Source organism: Jiangella muralis, from assembly GCF_001270745.1.
Classification (GTDB): domain Bacteria; phylum Actinomycetota; class Actinomycetes; order Jiangellales; family Jiangellaceae; genus Jiangella; species Jiangella muralis.
This window is the reverse complement of the sequence record NZ_LFXL01000041.1, coordinates 63,531-78,432: the sequence shown is the minus strand read 5'-3', so window position 1 is coordinate 78,432 and position 14,902 is coordinate 63,531. Positions and strand designations below refer to the sequence as shown.

15 protein-coding genes and 1 tRNA gene are annotated in these 14,902 nt (G+C 71.0%); 4 read left to right on the top strand and 12 right to left on the bottom strand.

Annotated elements, in window-relative coordinates; translation table 11 throughout:
- Positions 1 to 81: 81 nt before the first annotated feature.
- From ACW62_RS28425 to ACW62_RS28415, 3 genes are read right to left on the bottom strand one after another with little or no spacing between them, the layout of a single operon-like run.
- Positions 82 to 513, bottom strand: a complete 432-nt coding sequence (locus tag ACW62_RS28425; protein WP_053207495.1) for a hypothetical protein — start codon at positions 511 to 513, stop codon at positions 82 to 84.
- A complete protein-coding gene (locus ACW62_RS36315; protein WP_053207494.1) occupies positions 510 to 923 on the bottom strand; it encodes a MerR family transcriptional regulator in 414 nt (137 codons plus the stop codon). The genes ACW62_RS28425 and ACW62_RS36315 overlap by 4 nt, the downstream gene beginning before the upstream one ends.
- Positions 924 to 965: 42 nt before the next feature.
- Positions 966 to 1,937 (bottom strand): LuxR C-terminal-related transcriptional regulator, encoded by a 972-nt coding sequence (locus ACW62_RS28415; RefSeq protein ID WP_053207493.1) that lies wholly within the window; start codon positions 1,935 to 1,937, stop codon positions 966 to 968.
- A 245-nt stretch (positions 1,938 to 2,182) separates the two neighbouring features.
- Here ACW62_RS28415 and ACW62_RS28410 point away from each other — a divergent pair, with 245 nt between their 5' ends.
- The gene (locus ACW62_RS28410) at positions 2,183 to 5,578 is read left to right on the top strand and encodes a S8 family peptidase (protein WP_157575044.1); all 3,396 of its coding nucleotides are present in this window, start codon (positions 2,183 to 2,185) and stop codon (positions 5,576 to 5,578) included.
- 9 nt (positions 5,579 to 5,587) lie between these two features.
- Here ACW62_RS28410 and ACW62_RS28405 read toward each other — a convergent pair whose 3' ends face one another.
- Both ACW62_RS28405 and ACW62_RS28400 read right to left on the bottom strand, forming a co-directional pair.
- Positions 5,588 to 6,475: an aldo/keto reductase gene (locus ACW62_RS28405; RefSeq protein WP_053207491.1), complete on the bottom strand. Its 888-nt coding sequence runs from the start codon at positions 6,473 to 6,475 to the stop codon at positions 5,588 to 5,590.
- On the bottom strand, positions 6,472 to 7,521 hold the full coding sequence (locus ACW62_RS28400) for an alcohol dehydrogenase catalytic domain-containing protein (protein ID WP_053207490.1): 1,050 nt from the start codon (positions 7,519 to 7,521) through the stop codon (positions 6,472 to 6,474). The genes ACW62_RS28405 and ACW62_RS28400 overlap by 4 nt, the downstream gene beginning before the upstream one ends.
- Positions 7,522 to 7,622: 101 nt before the next feature.
- Here ACW62_RS28400 and ACW62_RS28395 point away from each other — a divergent pair, with 101 nt between their 5' ends.
- Positions 7,623 to 8,534, top strand: a complete 912-nt coding sequence (locus ACW62_RS28395; protein WP_053207489.1) for an MmyB family transcriptional regulator — start codon at positions 7,623 to 7,625, stop codon at positions 8,532 to 8,534.
- Here ACW62_RS28395 and ACW62_RS28390 read toward each other — a convergent pair.
- Positions 8,482 to 9,393: a LysR family transcriptional regulator gene (locus ACW62_RS28390; protein ID WP_053207488.1), complete on the bottom strand. Its 912-nt coding sequence runs from the start codon at positions 9,391 to 9,393 to the stop codon at positions 8,482 to 8,484. The two genes, ACW62_RS28395 and ACW62_RS28390, sit on opposite strands and share 53 nt — an antisense overlap.
- Positions 9,394 to 9,475: 82 nt before the next feature.
- On the opposite strand from ACW62_RS28390, the gene yczE reads away from it, so the two are divergent.
- Together yczE and ACW62_RS28380 are read left to right on the top strand one after the other, a co-directional pair.
- On the top strand, positions 9,476 to 10,069 hold the full coding sequence (gene yczE / locus ACW62_RS28385) for a membrane protein YczE (RefSeq protein WP_053207487.1): 594 nt from the start codon (positions 9,476 to 9,478) through the stop codon (positions 10,067 to 10,069).
- Positions 10,066 to 10,941 (top strand): LLM class flavin-dependent oxidoreductase, encoded by an 876-nt coding sequence (locus ACW62_RS28380; protein WP_083460258.1) that lies wholly within the window; start codon positions 10,066 to 10,068, stop codon positions 10,939 to 10,941. Before yczE ends, ACW62_RS28380 begins: the two co-directional genes overlap by 4 nt.
- Positions 10,942 to 11,583: 642 nt before the next feature.
- On the opposite strand, the gene ACW62_RS28375 is transcribed toward ACW62_RS28380, so the two are convergent.
- From ACW62_RS28375 to ACW62_RS28355, 6 genes are all read right to left on the bottom strand, one after another.
- A tRNA-Ala gene (locus tag ACW62_RS28375) sits at positions 11,584 to 11,656 on the bottom strand.
- A 112-nt stretch (positions 11,657 to 11,768) separates the two neighbouring features.
- Positions 11,769 to 12,404, bottom strand: coding sequence for a histidine phosphatase family protein (locus ACW62_RS28370; protein ID WP_053207485.1), 636 nt, complete (start codon positions 12,402 to 12,404; stop codon positions 11,769 to 11,771).
- Positions 12,401 to 12,799, bottom strand: a complete 399-nt coding sequence (gene rsfS / locus ACW62_RS28365) for a ribosome silencing factor (protein WP_053207484.1) — start codon at positions 12,797 to 12,799, stop codon at positions 12,401 to 12,403. Before rsfS ends, ACW62_RS28370 begins: the two co-directional genes overlap by 4 nt.
- A gap of 49 nt (positions 12,800 to 12,848) precedes the next feature.
- A complete protein-coding gene (nadD, locus tag ACW62_RS28360) occupies positions 12,849 to 13,418 on the bottom strand; it encodes a nicotinate-nucleotide adenylyltransferase (RefSeq protein ID WP_053207502.1) in 570 nt (189 codons plus the stop codon).
- A gap of 55 nt (positions 13,419 to 13,473) precedes the next feature.
- Positions 13,474 to 13,623, bottom strand: coding sequence for a hypothetical protein (locus tag ACW62_RS34435; RefSeq protein ID WP_157575043.1), 150 nt, complete (start codon positions 13,621 to 13,623; stop codon positions 13,474 to 13,476).
- A 17-nt stretch (positions 13,624 to 13,640) separates the two neighbouring features.
- Positions 13,641 to 14,888 carry a glutamate-5-semialdehyde dehydrogenase gene (locus ACW62_RS28355; protein ID WP_240477442.1) on the bottom strand — a complete coding sequence of 416 codons (1,248 nt, stop codon included), beginning with the start codon at positions 14,886 to 14,888 and terminating at the stop codon, positions 13,641 to 13,643.
- Between the last annotated feature and the right edge of the window lie 14 nt (positions 14,889 to 14,902).

Here is a 14,902-nt window from a genome sequence, read left to right as displayed (position 1 = left end):
GCCACACCGCGCTCGGCGGCATGTCACCAGCAGACCTCGTGCCCAACCTCCGTGGACAGAACACCTAGCGGCGCTAGGGGGTCAGCTGGCCTGCGCGGTGACCTTCTTCGTGCCCGCCCTTGCCGGGTAGGCGTTGACGCGCGCGGCCGCGGGGCCGCGTTCCCACCGGGCCCGGCCGGCGGCGGTGGTGACGGTGATCCGAACTGCGGTGGCGATGGCGCGGCGGAGTTGGCCGACGGACGGGGCGGGGACGACGCGACCTTCGTGGTCGCGGTAGAGGCGGCAGGCCACTGCGCAGCCGCAGTCGCCGGGTGCGCGGAACGGATCGACGCCGTTGATCAGCAGGGTCGGTGATCCAGCCATCCCGAAGGCGGCGGCGTCGGCGTCGGTGGTGATCTCCCGGGTGCGCACCGGGGCCGCGGTCACCTCGTGCAGCCGGTCGAGCATCGGCGCGAGGTTCGGGCAATCGGGCACGTGCAGCACCTCGAACCTGATGGCGATCTCGGGGCTCATCGGGTGGCCTCCCGGGTGGGCCCGGGCTCGATCGCATCCAGCAGCGCACACGTGCGATCAGCGCGCGGCAGGTCACAGCTGCCGACGAGCGCGGCGAGGCTGTCGTGCATCCGTTGCAGGTCCGCGATCCGCGCCGCCAGGTCGGCCTTGCGCGCCACCGCCAACGTCCGCGCGGCGTCGCAGCTGTCCGGACCGCCGGCGTCCAGGTGCAGCAGCTCCTCCACCTCGTCGAGGGCGAACCCGAGTTCCTGGGCCCGCTTGACGAACCGCAGCACCCGCACGGTGGCGTCCGGGTAGTCGCGGTAGCCGCCCGGGGTCCTGGGCGGCTCGTCCAGCAAGCCCCGGCGCTCGTAGTAGCGCAGCGTCTCCGGATTCACCCCGACCCGGCCGGCCAGTTCACTCGTCCTCATACCGCCATCATCAACGCCGTACCCGAGTACGGAGTCAAGCGGTCAGATCAACCCGCGGCGGGTGGCTTCGGCGCCTGCCTGGAACCGCGTTTCCACGCCGAGTGCGTCGAGCAGGCGGGCGATGCGGCGGCGGGCGGTGCGCATGCTGACGCCGAGCTGGCGGGCGATGGTCGCGTCCTTGAGACCTGTATGAAGGAGCTCGAGCACCTCCAGATCCTCCTGCGGCAGGGACCCGACTGACGATGACCGGGCCACCAGCGCGCGGATGGGTGTCCCCCTTTGCCAGTACGACTCGAAGAGATCGATCAGGCCGTCCAGCAGGGTCGACGGGTAGACGATGAGCAGGCTGTCGGTACGTGTGCCGTCCGCGACGAGCGGCAACATCGCCACCTTTCTGTCGGCGATGATCATTTTGAACGGCAAGGTGTTCGTCACCCTGGCCTGCTCACCCATCGTCACCAGTTGCCGAATGTGCGGGAGGCGGCTTGGCGACGTCAGCGCCGCGGTTTCGTAGATCGCGCGGCAGCGGACGCCGCGTTCGAGCATGGGCGCCTCGGCTTCGACCTCTAGTCTCCCGCTTCCCTCGTCCGCCGTCATACGGTCGAAACCGAGTAGTTCTTCGGTCGCCGTGGCCTGGAGTTCGCGGAACCGCTCGGTTGCGATGGTCGGACCGGACTGCACCTCGATGAGAGCGTTGGGATCGGCCCTGGCGCTGGCAGCGCGGTATTCCGCGAGCAGCGGGGGGATGGCGATGCGAGCACTGTCCAGTGTGTGCTGACGCTCGTTCACCAGGGCAGTGATGGCGACGTCCGGCGCGATGGCCGTGAATCCGGCGGGGCGGCCAGGCGCCCGTTGCACCAGGCGAGCGGACTGCAACCGGTCGAGCGAGGCCCGGGCACGGGCCGGCGAGACGCCTGCTGCCGTGGCCAGGGCGGAGATCGACGAACCGGGATGACCCAACACCGCCCGGTAGACACGTTCGCTGATCGCGTCGACACCGAGCGCTTCCAACATGGGCTCCCCGATCCGTCACGTTCCTTGTCGACATGGCCGGAAAGGGCGATTGACCGCAAGCGGACGCCGTGGCTGTAGACATGCAATGGCCAGCCGGTTTTCCTTGAGGAGCCTATCCACCGAGTGTCGCCCACGGCCGACTTGGTATCCAGGCGTGGCCGCCATGTGTCTGTCCCGATGACATCAAGAGGAGCGCGAGTATGCGTGTGCCGGGCCATGGTCGTCGCTGGTTTGTCCTCTCCTTGGTGATCGCGAGCTTCGCGGTGCTCTGCGGTGTGTTGACCGGCCCGGCCGCGACATCGTCGCCGCCGGGCCAGGCGACGACATTGGGGCCGCTGCGCATGGATGGACAGCAGACCGCGGTGACGCTGGTGACCGGCGACCGGGTGCTGATCGGCCCGTCCACCGAGGAGCGTCCGGCGATCACGGTGATCCCGGCCAACGACCCGGGGCGAGAGGTGGTCACGTTCGACATCGAGCAGGTCGCGGGGGATGTCTACGTCCTACCCAGCGACGTCGCGCCGTTGATCGGCGGCATGCTGGATCGCAGCTTGTTCAACGTCACCCGGTTGATTGAAGACGGCTACGACGACGCCCGCGCCTCGAGCTTGCCGTTGATCGTGCAGCACTCGACCGCGGCGCGGATCCAGCGGTCCGACACGGCGGGCATGCAGCCGGTTCGCGCGCTGCCCAGCGTGCAAGCGACGGCGGTTCGCGCGCCACGCGCCCGCGCCGCGGAGCTCGGCTCCGCGCTCGACCGGCCGGGTCGCGGTCCGTTGGCCGGCGTCACGCGCATCTGGCTCGACCACAAGGTGCACGCGACCGAGCTCGATCCCAACCTGACCCAGATCGGCGCGCCGGAGGCATGGGGTGCCGGTTTCGACGGCGACGGCGTCACGGTCGCGGTGTTGGACACCGGCATCGACGCCAGTCATCCGGACCTCGCCGGGAAGGTGGTCGACGAGGTCGATTTCACCGGTTCGGCCGATGCCGGTGACCGCGTCGGGCACGGGACGCACGTCGCGGCGACGGTCGCGGGATCGGGTGCCGCGTCCGATGGAGCCCGCCAGGGTGTCGCGTTCGGCGCCGACCTGCTGAACGTCAAGGTGCTCGACGACGAGGGCGTCGGCCTCGCCTCGCAGATCATCGCCGGCATGGAGTGGGCGGCCGCGCACGATGCGCGCATCGCCAACCTGAGCCTCGGCGGTGGTTTCACCGACGGCTCGGACGTGCTGAGCCAGGCAGTCGATGCGCTGACGGCCAGCAGCGGCATGTTGTTCGTCATCGCCGCGGGTAACGACGGTCCGGGCGAGAGCACGGTCACGGCGCCCGGGGCCGCCGGCGCGGCCCTCACGGTCGCCGCCGTCGATGCCAACGATGTCCTGGCCCCGTTCTCCGGGCGCGGGCCCCGCGCGGGCGACCTCGCCATGAAGCCGGACATCACCGCCCCTGGCGTGGGCATCATCGCTGCACGTGCTGCGGGAACGTCACTGGGTGAGCCGGTCGACGACCTCTACACGACGTTGTCGGGAACGTCGATGGCCACGCCGCACGTGGCCGGCGCCGCGGCGATCCTGGCTGAGCGGCATCCGGACTGGAGTGCCGCGCGGATCAAGGCGATGCTCGAGGTCACCGCGACGGCGCTGCCCGGACTGAGTGTCTACCAGCAAGGCGGCGGTCGGCTCGACCTCAGCAACGCGCTCGCGGCGCAGGTCAGCACCGATACCAACAACCTGGATTTCGGCGTCTCCGATGCCGGTTCGGCCGGCACGTCGTCCAAGGACGTGACCCTGATGAACACCGGCGTGTCCACCGCCACGGTGAACCTCGCCGCGGCGATCACCGGGCCGGGCGGTACGGCGGCCCCTGCCGGCACGGTCACGGCGTCTCCGGCGCAGCTCGTCCTCGATCCGGGCGAGTCCGGCAGCGTCACGGTCACCGTCGACCCGGGCGGGCTCGCGGTCGGCGAGTACAGCGGTGCGTTGACTGCCACACCGGACGGATCGGGCATCGGCCTACGCGTGCCGATCGGACTGGTCCGCGACACACCGCACGTCCAGCTCACCATTCACCTGCGTGACGATGGCGCGCCCGCGTCCGGATTCGTTCGCCTGTTCAACGTCGAGGACGCGACCCGTTCAACCGGTCCTGCTTCCATGCCGGTCGACGGGGACGTGTCGATGCGGGTCGTCGCGGGCCACTATGCCGTCGCCGGCCAGGTACTGCGCCGCGGAGATGACGGCAGCATCGAGACCAGCTTCTCGGTGTTCAACGATCAGATCGACGTGACCGAGGACACCGAGATCACGCTCGACGCCACCTCGGCCAGCCCGATCCAGGCCACGGTGGCCGGGGACGACACCAAGATCGACAACGTCGTCGCCAACTACCTGCGAACGGACGCCAAGGGCAACTGGTGGCAGTCGTACCCGCTGGGGGCGCTCAACAACCCGAGCCTGCTCACGCCCGGCCAGGTGCAGATCGGTCAGATCGGCACCGCCACGATCGGCACAGTCGGCACGTACACCCAGCTGCGGCTGATCCCCGCCGATGCTCCGCACAGCGGGGCCAGCCCGCACGCCTACGATGCCGTGTTCCGGTCCCCGCGCTTCCCGAACCCGGCCGACTACCACTTGTCCTCGGGTGAAGTCGCGCGGTTCGCCCGCGTCGACCGGCAGTTCCGTGCCCTCGGCGACGCCGATCCCGGCAGGTACTTCGAGGCCCGCGCGCCCATCCCGATCGAAGCCTTCGCGCGAGTGTCGATCGCCACCCGACTGCAGGTGCCGTTGCACCGGGTGGACTACGTCGACCCCGATCCCGAGGTCAGCTGGCAGCAGAACGTGATCAGGCACTCCGACGCGAACAAGGTCGAGTACACCGATCCCGTCGTGACCTATCGGCCGGACGAGCACCAGGTCGAGACCTGGTTCGGTGCGCCGCTGCGGCCGGCCGGACTGGCCGTGCGCAACGCCGACTCCATGCTGGTCGAAGCCGGCGGAGAGTGGCTCCAACTCGATCCGCCGAGCGAGCGGGTCGGCGACCTGCTGGACACGGTGAACCGGCAGCTACAACAGGGCCTCGCCTCGTCGGCGCAGGACCTGCGCTTGTACCGGAACGGACAGCTCCTGGCGAACAGTCCCAACGGCAGGCAGCCACTCATCCTGGCACCGGTCGACCCGGCGCCGGCTCGATACCGGATCGAACGCACGATCGGCCCGATCGCGCAGTTCCCCCTGTCGGTCAGCAGCCGCACGGTGTGGGAACTCACCTCGTCCGCGCCGGTCAGCACACCTGTCGACATCCTGCCGCTGCTGCAAGTGGAGTACTCGATCCCGCTCGATCTCACCAACCGGGCGTCGGCCCAACGCCTCCTCCCCGTCGACCTGCGCGTTCGCCCGACGGTCGGAGCGGCCGCCAGCCCGGTGCGGACGGTGCGGGCGTGGGTGTCCGCCGACGACGGCGCCAGCTGGGACTCGGTACCCGTTCACCGCCAGGGCGAGGGCCGGTTCCGCGCCGTCGTGCGACCGGGCGACCTGCCATCGGGTGCCACCATGTCGCTACGGGTCAGCGCCTCCGACGCGGCCGACGGCACCGTCGAGCAGACGATCATCCGAGCGTTCGGCGTGCGCGACGATGGTTGACCTGCCAGCTCAGGCCTCGGGAATCGGGCGGCCGAAGGCATCGAGGGTGATCTGCTCCGGCTCGGGACCGCCGCGGACGCCGGTGTCCAGCGCATCGATCGCGGCCAGCTGGCCGGCGGTGAGTTCGAAGTCGAAGACGTCGAAGTTCTCCGCGATCCGCGAGGGGGTGACCGACTTCGGGATCGGCTGGCGGCCCTGTTGCAGGTGCCAGCGCAGCATCACCTGAGCCGGCGATCTCCCATGCGCCGTCGCGATCTCGTTGATCACCGGATCCTCGAGCGTGCTGCCGTGAGCACCGTCGCGGTAGAACGTGATCCCGCCGATCGGCGACCACGCCTGCGACAGGATGCCGTGCTCGTCGTCGACGGCGAGCAGCTCCGGCTGGCGGAAGTAGGGATGCACCTCGATCTGGTTGACCGCCGGCACGACCGACGTCGCCGCCATCAACCGGTCGAGGTGATCGGGCATGAAGTTGCTGACCCCGATCGCCCGGACCTTCCCGTCGGCCAGCAGCGTCTCCAGCGCACGGTAGGCCGCGATCGTGAGGTCGAACTCGGCGGGCAGGGCCTGGTGCAGGATCAGCAGGTCGATCCGGTCGATACCGAGCTTCCCGGCGCTCTTGTCGAACGCGTGCAGGGTCTCGTCGTAGCCGTAGTCGCTGATCCAGACCTTGGTCTCGACGAACACTTCGTCACGTGGCAGGCCGGAGCGGCGGATCGCCTCGCCGACCTCACGCTCGTTCAGGTAGGCCGCGGCCGTGTCGATGTGCCGGTACCCGACGGCCAACGCCGCCTCGACGGCCGCCACGGTCTGCTCCGGCGGCGTCTGGAACACGCCGAAGCCCAGGGCCGGCACCTCGACACCGTTGTTCAGCACGAGAACAGGAATGCTGGTCACGGCTTGATCACCACCTTGAGTGCGGTGCGGTCGTCCATCGCAGCGTAGGCCTTCGCGACGTCGTCGAGGGCGACAGTTCGGTCGAAGACCCTGCCCGGGTTCACGGTGCCGTCCAGGACCGCGGGCAGCAGCCGCTCGATGTACGCGCGGACGGGAGCGGGGCCACCGGTCAGCGTGACGTTGCGGCCGAAGAGGCTGCCGAACCCGACCGGCGCGTCCTCGTACTGCGGGACACCGACGCGGCTGATGACGCCGCCGGGACGGACGATCCCGACGGCCTGCTCGTAGGCCGGCAGGTGGCCGACGGCCTCGAGCACGATCGGGCTGCCACCGTCGGTGAGGTCGCGGACCTTCGCGATGCCTTCCTCGCCACGCTCGGCGACGACGTCGGTGGCGCCGAACTCGCGACCGAGGTCGGTTCGCACCTGGTGCCGGCCCATCAGCACGATCCGCTCGGCTCCCAGCTGTGCGGCCGACAGGACCGCCAGCAGGCCGACGGCGCCGTCGCCGATCACCGTGACGGTGCTGCCCGCCGTGACGCCGCCGCGGACGGCAGCGTGCCAGCCGGTGCCGTACACGTCGGAGAGGGTCAGCAGGTTCGCCAGCCGGGCGTCGTCGGTGCCTGCGTCGATGCCGGGGACCTTCACGAGGGTGCCGTCGGCGAGCGGGACGCGGACGGCCTCGGCCTGCCCGCCGCCCGTGCCCAGCCGCGCGTCGTTCCAGAAGCCGCCGTTGACGCACGAGGTCTGCAACCCGGCCCGGCAGAACTCGCAGTGGCCGCACGAGACGGCGAACGGGGCGATGACGAAGTCGCCGGCGCTCAGGGTGGTGACCTCGGGACCGACCGCCTCGACGAGGCCGATGAACTCGTGACCCATCGACGCGCCGCTCTCGCCGACCGGCGTCGAGTGGTAGGGGTGCAGGTCGCTGCCGCACACGCACGCTCGGACCACACGCACGAGGGCATCGGCCGGTTGCTGAATGGCCGGTTCCGGGATGTCGATCACGCGGACATCGCCCGCGCCGTACAGGTAGGTGGCTCGCATGGCACCCAGTCAACGTCGCTCGCGTGCGGCCGGGGAGAGCCTGTCGTGCCCGGTACCGCCAGTACCTCCCTTCGGCTCACGACGCCACCTACCGTGGAGACATGGCCACCATCGACCTGCGGACCGAGATCCGCGAGTTCCTCAGCACCCGGCGGGCGCGCATCACCCCCGAGGAGGCCGGCCTGCCCGCCTACGGCGGCAACCGCCGGGTGAAGGGGCTGCGCCGCGAGGAGGTGGCGATGCTCGCCGGTGTCTCCGTCGACTACTACGTCCGCATGGAGCGCGGGAGCCTGGCCGGCGCCTCCGAGAGCGTCCTCGATGCCCTCGCCGCGGCGCTGCGTCTCGACGAGGCCGAGCGGACGCACCTGTTCGCGCTCGCCCGCGAGAGCGGCGCGCGGAGCACTCGCCGGAAGCGGACCGCCCCTACCAGCGTCCCTGCGGTGATCCAGCAGATGCTGGACGCGATGACGGACGGCGCCGCATGGGTCCGCAACGGCCGGCACGACATCCTGGCGATGAACCAGCTCGCCCGGGCCCTCTACTCCCCCGTGCTCGCCGATCCCCGGCGGCCGGCCAACACCACCCGCTTCGTCTACCTGAGCCCCGAGGCCCGGGAGTTCTTCGTCGACTACGAGCGCATCGCCAACGACGCCGCCGCGATGCTCCGCCTCGAAGCAGGCCGCAACCCGCACGACAAGGCGCTCATCGAGCTGGTCGGCGAGCTGTCGACCCGATCGGAACTGTTCCGCGAGCGCTGGGCCTCCCACGACGTGCAGTTCCACCGCAGCGGCCGGAAGCGGCTCCGCCACCCGGCCGTCGGTCAGCTCGACCTCGACTTCGAGTCGATGGAGCTCTCCTCCGCGCCGGGCCTGCAGCTCAACATCTACACCGCACCGGCCGGCAGCCCCACCGCGGACGCCCTCAAGCTCCTCGCCTCCTGGGCCGCTACGTCACGGGGAACTACAGCTCGGACTCGCGTTCCCGGACGGCGAGATCCGCAACGGCCCTGGTGACCGCAGCGCGCAAAGCGGCCAACGCCGGACGCTGTTCGCCGCCGCGGCGATGCGTGAGCTCGACCCGGCGCTGCTCGGGCAATTCGGTGAACGTCAGGCCGGCCGGCGGGTCGACGGTGGCCAGCCTGGGCACGACGGCGACACCTTGGCCGGCGGCGACCAGCGCGAGCGCAGTGGGAAAGTCGTCGATCCGGTGTCGCACCCGGGGCGTGAACCCGGCCGCCTGACAGATCCGCTCGACGGCGAGCCGGCACAGCGTGCCCGGGCTGCCCAGGACCCAGGCGGCACCGCGGAAGGACGCGACCGGGTTTCCGGACGGGTCGGGCGGCCGGGTCGCGGCGAGGAACAGCGGCTCGGTCAGCACGACCGTCGAGGTCAGCGCGGGATGGTCCGGCCGCGGCACGTGGTCGTAGTCGTGCGTCAGAGCGACGTCCAGCTCGCCGGTCCGGGTCAGCTCGGCGGCGACGACCGGATCGGCTTCGACGACGGTGAACTCCAGGCCGGGATGGTCGTGGCCGAGCGCCGCCAGCGCCGGCGGCAGGATCGCCCGGGCGGCGGACGGGAACGCGCCGATCCGCAGCACGTCGGTCAGCTGCGTCTTCGCCGCGGCGATCGAGGACTCGGCGCGTTCGAGCTGGTCCAGGATCGCCTCGGTGTGCGTCACCAGCCGCAGCGCGATCGGGGTCAGCCGCACGCGCCGGCCGGACCGTTCCAGCAGCGGCACGCCGGCCTCACGCTCGAGGATGGCCAGCTGCTGCGACACGGCTGACGGCGTGTACGAGAGCGCCTGGGCCACCGCCGCGATCGTGTCGCGATAGGCCAGCTCTCGCAGCAGCCGGAGCCTACGGAGATCGAGCATAAGCTCAGCTTACGACCAGACGGAGAAATATGAACTACCGCTACACCATGTGACGCGTCATCCTGAAGTCGTGCGTACGCGGATGGTCAATCTCTACCTCGGTCTGGTGCTGTTCGGCGTCAGCATCGCGCTCATGCTCGAGGCCGGCCTGGGCCTGAGCCCGTGGGACGTCTTCCACCAGGGTCTGGCCGAACGGTCCGGGCTGCGCTTCGGCTGGATCGTCATCGGCGTGAGCGTCGTCGTGTTGCTGCTGTGGATCCCGCTGCGCGTGCGGCCGGGCATCGGAACGGTCAGCAACGTCGTCGTGGTCGGATTGACCGCGGACGCCGCGGTGGCGCTGCTGCCAGAGCCCGCGCACCTCGCCGCCCGAGCGGCCTTCCTGGCCGTCGGCATCGTCGGCAACGGGCTGGCGACGGCGTTGTACGTCGGCGCCGGGCTCGGCCCCGGGCCGCGGGACGGCCTGATGACCGGGCTGGCCGAGCGCGGCCATTCGATCCGGGTCGTGCGGACGTCGATCGAGGTCGCGGTGCTGGCCGCGGGCTGGCTGCTCGGCGGCACCGTCGGGGTCGGGACCGTCCTGTACGCCGTCAGCATCGGCCCGATCATCCACGTCCTCCTCCCCCGCCTCACAGTGACCGGACACCGTCCGGCACCGATCACACCGGAAAGGTCATGATGGAACTGCAGTTCGGGCTCGCCGTATCGCCCTCGGCCCAGCCGGGCACAGACCCCGTCCGTGACGGCGTCCTGGCCGAACGACTCGGCTTCGACTTCGTCTCGGTCTCCGACCATCCGTGCGGGACGGCGCCGAACTTCGAGGCCTGGACGATGCTGTCCTGGATCGCCGCGGCGACCTCGCGCATCCGGATCGCCACCCGCGTGCTCGGCGTGCCCTACCGGCCGCCCGCGCTGGTGGCGAAGATGGCCGAGACGTTCCACCGGCTCTCCGGCGGCCGGCTGATCCTCGGCCTGGGCGGCGGGTACTCCGACGACGAGTTCCGCGCGTTCGGTCTCCGGGTACCGACACCGGGGGAGAAGGTCCGCGGACTGGCCGAGGCCATCGACATCATCCGCGGCCTGTGGTCGGAACCGGACTTCAGCTACGAAGGGCGGCTCCACCACACCGAGCAGGCGAACATCGCGCCCCGGCCGGAGCCGGCCATCCCGATCTGGCTCGGCACGTTCGGCGACCAGGCGCTGGCCGTCACCGGGCGGCTGGCCGACGGCTGGATCCCGTCGCACGGGTTCGCCCCACCCGAGCGGGCCGCGGTGATGCGGGCGCGCGTCCGCCGGGCGGCCGAGGAGGCGGGCCGCGACCCGGACGCCGTCACGTGTGCGTATCACCTGGAGGTCCGCCTCGGTGAGCCCGCCAGCACGGAGCCAGGCGTGGTCGCCGGCTCCGCTGCGGAGGTCGCCAAGCGGCTCACCGGCTTCGTCGAGCTCGGCTTCACCACGCTGAGCTTTGCCCTCAACGGTCCCGACCACGCCGACCAAGCCCGTAGGCTGGCCGACGATGTCATCCCGGTCGTACGCGCCAATGTAGGCTGACGCGCTCGTGGACATCAGATGCTCAGGGTTCCACGTCATGCCCGACGACCCCGGCACGGACCGTGCCCGGAGCGCGAGTCTCGCTATCGAAGCCGGCACGTCGGCGCCCCCGCCGCACGCGTCCTGGTCTGGTGTGACGTCCTGGTCTTCTGTCACGCGTATCGGCCGGAATGGGGTCGTAGGCGTGACGTGAGACCAGGACGCGACGGCAGACCAGCACGTCCTGGGTCTGAAGCGCGCGAAACGGCCGAATCCGGCCCGAGAACGCGCCTCAGACCCAGAACGCGCATCACACCCAGGACGCCGAGACGCGGGCCTGCACCAGCTCGTCGGCGAGCACCCGCAGCTGGGAGTCGCGGAGGTCGGCCTGGCCTGTGCCCACACTCCCCCGTCCCCTGATAACTGCCCGCACTTGGCCGCAGCAGGGGGACGGCCAACGCGGCAATCCACGGCGAACGCGGCAACCCTCACGGCGCGTCCCGGCCCGTCGCCCTGACAGCTGGGTCAGGAGACCGCGCGCAGGACGTCGGTTGTGACGGCGAGCGTGGAGACATTGACGGGGTCGACAGCGTGCGGCGAAAAGGTGAGCGGCCATGTCGTCCCTCGCAAGGACCCGACCTGGCCGCTGACCAGCGGTTTGGGTGGAGCTGAGGGGACTCGAACCCCTGACCCCCTCCATGCCATGGAGGTGCGCTACCAGCTGCGCCACAGCCCCGTGCCGAACGGCTTCGTAAGCTTAGCCGACGGCGAGGTGAACCTCATAATCCGACCCACCCGCGGCGATCGGCCCCGTGGAGCAGCCGATCGACCTCGGAGAGAGTACCAGGTCACCCCTCTTCGATCACCACCGGAGTGGGGAGGGTGCCGGCGTTGTGCTCGACCAGGATCCAGCCGTCCTCGCCCTCCCTCAGCATGGACCACGAGCAGTTCGACAGCCCGCCGACGTTGGTGAAGCGGTGCAGCGGCATGCCGATGAGCGCGGCGATGCCCAGCCGGGCGGCACCGCCGTGGGAGGTGAGGACGGCGAGGCCGTTCTCCGGCAGCCGGGCGGCGGCGTCGGTGACGGCCGCGAACATCCGCTCGGCCACCTCCTGACGGGTCTCGCCGCCGCCGACGCGCAGCAGCGGGTCGCCGCCGCGCCAGGCCTTGTACTGGTCGGGCCAGCGGGCGGCGATCTCGGCGGACGTGCAGCCCTGCCAGTCGCCGGCGAACGTCTCGCGCAGCCGCTGGTCCAGGTCGACGTCCAGGCCGACGAGGGTGGCCAGCGCGGCCGTGGTGTCCTGGGCGCGCTCCAAGTCCGACGACACCAGCAGGTCCGGCGCGAGCGCGGCCAGCCGGGCCGCGGCCTCGCGCGCCTGCTCGCGGCCGAGGTCGTCGAGTGCGACGTCGGTCTGGCCCTGGAACCGCCCGGCGGCGTTCCACTCCGTCCGTCCATGCCGCCAGAGGACGATCCGGCGGCTCACCCCTCGTCGCCGGAGCGCGGGCCCCGTCCGGCGTTCACCTCGGCCGGAAGCTCGATGGTCGGGCAGTCCTTCCACAGCCGTTCGAGGGCGTAGAACACCCGCTCCTCGGCGTGCTGCACGTGGACGACGATCTCGACGTAGTCGAGCAGCACCCAGCGGCCCTCACGCTCGCCCTCGCGGCTGACGGGGCGGGCGCCGAGGTCGCGCAGCCGCTCCTCGACGGCGTCGACGACGGAGCGCACCTGGCGGTCGTTGGAGGCGGAGCACACCAGGAAGACGTCGGTGATGGCCATGCGCTCGGACACGTCGAACGCGACGATGTCGTCAGCCAGCTTGTCGGACGCGGCCTCCGCGGCGGCAACCGCCAACTGGACGGCGCGATCGGTTGCGGTCAAGCGGCGTTCCTTTCTGTGTGGGACCGGAGGGGTCGACCGGTCCAGAGTCTCATGCCTCGACGTAGAGGCCGCGCTTGTTGATGTACTGAACGATGCCGTCGGGCACCAGGTACCAGATCGGCTCGTCGCCGGCGACCCGCTGCCGGCACTCGCTGGACGAGATCGCCAGCGCCGGCACCTCGACCAGCGTGACCTTGCCCTCGGGCAGCCCGACGGCTGAGAGGTCGTGCCCCGGCCGGGTGCAGCCGACGAAGTGCGCGAGGTCGAACAGCTCGTCGTGGTCGCGCCAGGACAGGATCTGCCCGAGCGCGTCGGCGCCGGTGATGAAGAACAGTTCGGTGTCGTCGCCGTAGTGCGCGCGCAGGTCGCGGAGGGTGTCGACGGTGTACGTGGGACCGGCGCGGTCGATGTCGACCCGGCTGACCGAGAACACCGGATTCGACGCGGTGGCGATGACCGTCATCAGGTAACGGTCCTCGGCCGGCGTGACGACGCGCTCGGTCTTCTGCCACGGCTGCCCGGTGGGCACGAACACCACCTCGTCGAGGTGGAACCAATGCTGCACCTCGCTGGCCGCCACCAGGTGGCCGTGATGGATGGGGTCGAACGTCCCACCCATGACGCCGAGCCGCTTCGGGTTGCTCACCGATGACACCGTAGTGCGCGCAGCCTGTTCAGGCGTGCGGACGGCTCCGGCCGAAGCTCAGCACGATGTACAGCAGCAGGAGCAGAATGCCGAACGCGGAGAGGCCCCAGGCCCACGCGGGGAACCCCTCCGACGACGAGGAGTGCGCCTCCTCGGCCAGCAGCACGACAGTGTCCATGGTGCAGAAGCCTACCGTCAGCCCCGCACGTGTCCGTCACCGGTGACGACGTACGTCGTGGTGGTCAGCTCCGGCAGCCCCATCGGGCCCCTGGCGTGCAGTTTCTGCGTCGAGATGCCGATCTCGGCGCCGAAGCCCAGCTGCTCGCCGTCGGTGAACCGGGTGGAGGCGTTGACCATGACGGCGGCGGAGTCGGTGGTGGCCGCGAACCGCCGCGACGCCGCCAGCGACCGCGTCACGATGGCCTCGGTGTGCCCGCTCCCCCAGCGCCGGACGTGCGCGACGGCGTCGTCGAGGGTGTCGACGACGGCGGCGGCGAGGTCGAGTGAGAGGTACTCGGCGGCCCAGTCGTCGTCGGTGGCCGGCACGACGGCGTCGTCGTAGCCCTGGACCCGGTGGTCGCCGTGGACGGTGACCCCGGCGTCGCGCAGCGCGGCCAGCGCGGACGGCAGGAACTCGGCGGCGACGCCGGCGTGCACGAGCAGCGTCTCGGCGGCGTTGCACACGCTGGGCCGCTGCGTCTTCGCGTTGAGCAGGATCTGCAGCGCCATGGCGAGGTCGGCGTCGGCGTCGACGTACACGTGGCAGTTGCCGACCCCGGTCTCGATGACGGGGACGGTGGACTCCTCGACCACGCTGCGGATCAGCCCGGCGCCGCCGCGCGGGATGAGGACGTCGACCAGGCCGCGCGCCCGCATGAGCTCCTTCGCCTGGTCGCGGCCGCCCGGGACCAGCTGGACGGCGGCGCCCGGCAGCCCGGCGCTCTCGGCCGCCGCGGCCAGGACGCCGATGATGGCCTCGTTGGACGCGGCCGCGCTGGAGGAACCCTTGAGCAGGACGGCGTTGCCGCTCTTCAGCGCCAGCCCGGCGGCGTCGGCGGTGACGTTGGGGCGGGCCTCGTAGATGATGCCGACGACGCCCAGCGGCACCCGGCGCTGGGTGACCTGCAGGCCGTTGGGCAGCGTGTAGCCGCGGACGACTTCGCCGACCGGGTCGGGCAGCCCGGCGACCTGCCGCAGCCCGTCCGCCATGCCGGCGATGCGCGACTCGTCGAGCCGGAGCCGGTCGATCATGGCGTCGGCGGTGCCGTGCTCGCGGGCCCGCTCGACGTCGGCGGCGTTGCGCTCGATGATCGCCGCCGCGTTCGCCTCAAGCGCGCCGGCCATGGCGTTCAGGGCGGCGTCCTTCTCGGCACGGGTGCGGATGGCGAGGTCGGCGGCGGCCGTGCGAGCGGCCCGGCCGAGGTCGGCAACGGTGGAGGTCACGTGGCCCATTCTAA

Coding starts and splice junctions, on each gene's coding strand:
- yczE (WP_053207487.1), top strand. CDS start 9,476: ATGGTCAATCTCTACCTCGGTCTGGTGCTGTTCGGCGTCAGCATCGCG.
- ACW62_RS34435 (WP_157575043.1), bottom strand. CDS start 13,623: ATGGACACTGTCGTGCTGCTGGCCGAGGAGGCGCACTCCTCGTCGTCG.
- ACW62_RS28425 (WP_053207495.1), bottom strand. CDS start 513: ATGAGCCCCGAGATCGCCATCAGGTTCGAGGTGCTGCACGTGCCCGAT.
- ACW62_RS36315 (WP_053207494.1), bottom strand. CDS start 923: ATGAGGACGAGTGAACTGGCCGGCCGGGTCGGGGTGAATCCGGAGACG.
- ACW62_RS28415 (WP_053207493.1), bottom strand. CDS start 1,937: ATGTTGGAAGCGCTCGGTGTCGACGCGATCAGCGAACGTGTCTACCGG.
- ACW62_RS28390 (WP_053207488.1), bottom strand. CDS start 9,393: ATGCTCGATCTCCGTAGGCTCCGGCTGCTGCGAGAGCTGGCCTATCGC.
- nadD (WP_053207502.1), bottom strand. CDS start 13,418: ATGGGTGGGACGTTCGACCCCATCCATCACGGCCACCTGGTGGCGGCC.
- ACW62_RS28395 (WP_053207489.1), top strand. CDS start 7,623: ATGGCCACCATCGACCTGCGGACCGAGATCCGCGAGTTCCTCAGCACC.
- ACW62_RS28400 (WP_053207490.1), bottom strand. CDS start 7,521: ATGCGAGCCACCTACCTGTACGGCGCGGGCGATGTCCGCGTGATCGAC.
- ACW62_RS28380 (WP_083460258.1), top strand. CDS start 10,066: ATGATGGAACTGCAGTTCGGGCTCGCCGTATCGCCCTCGGCCCAGCCG.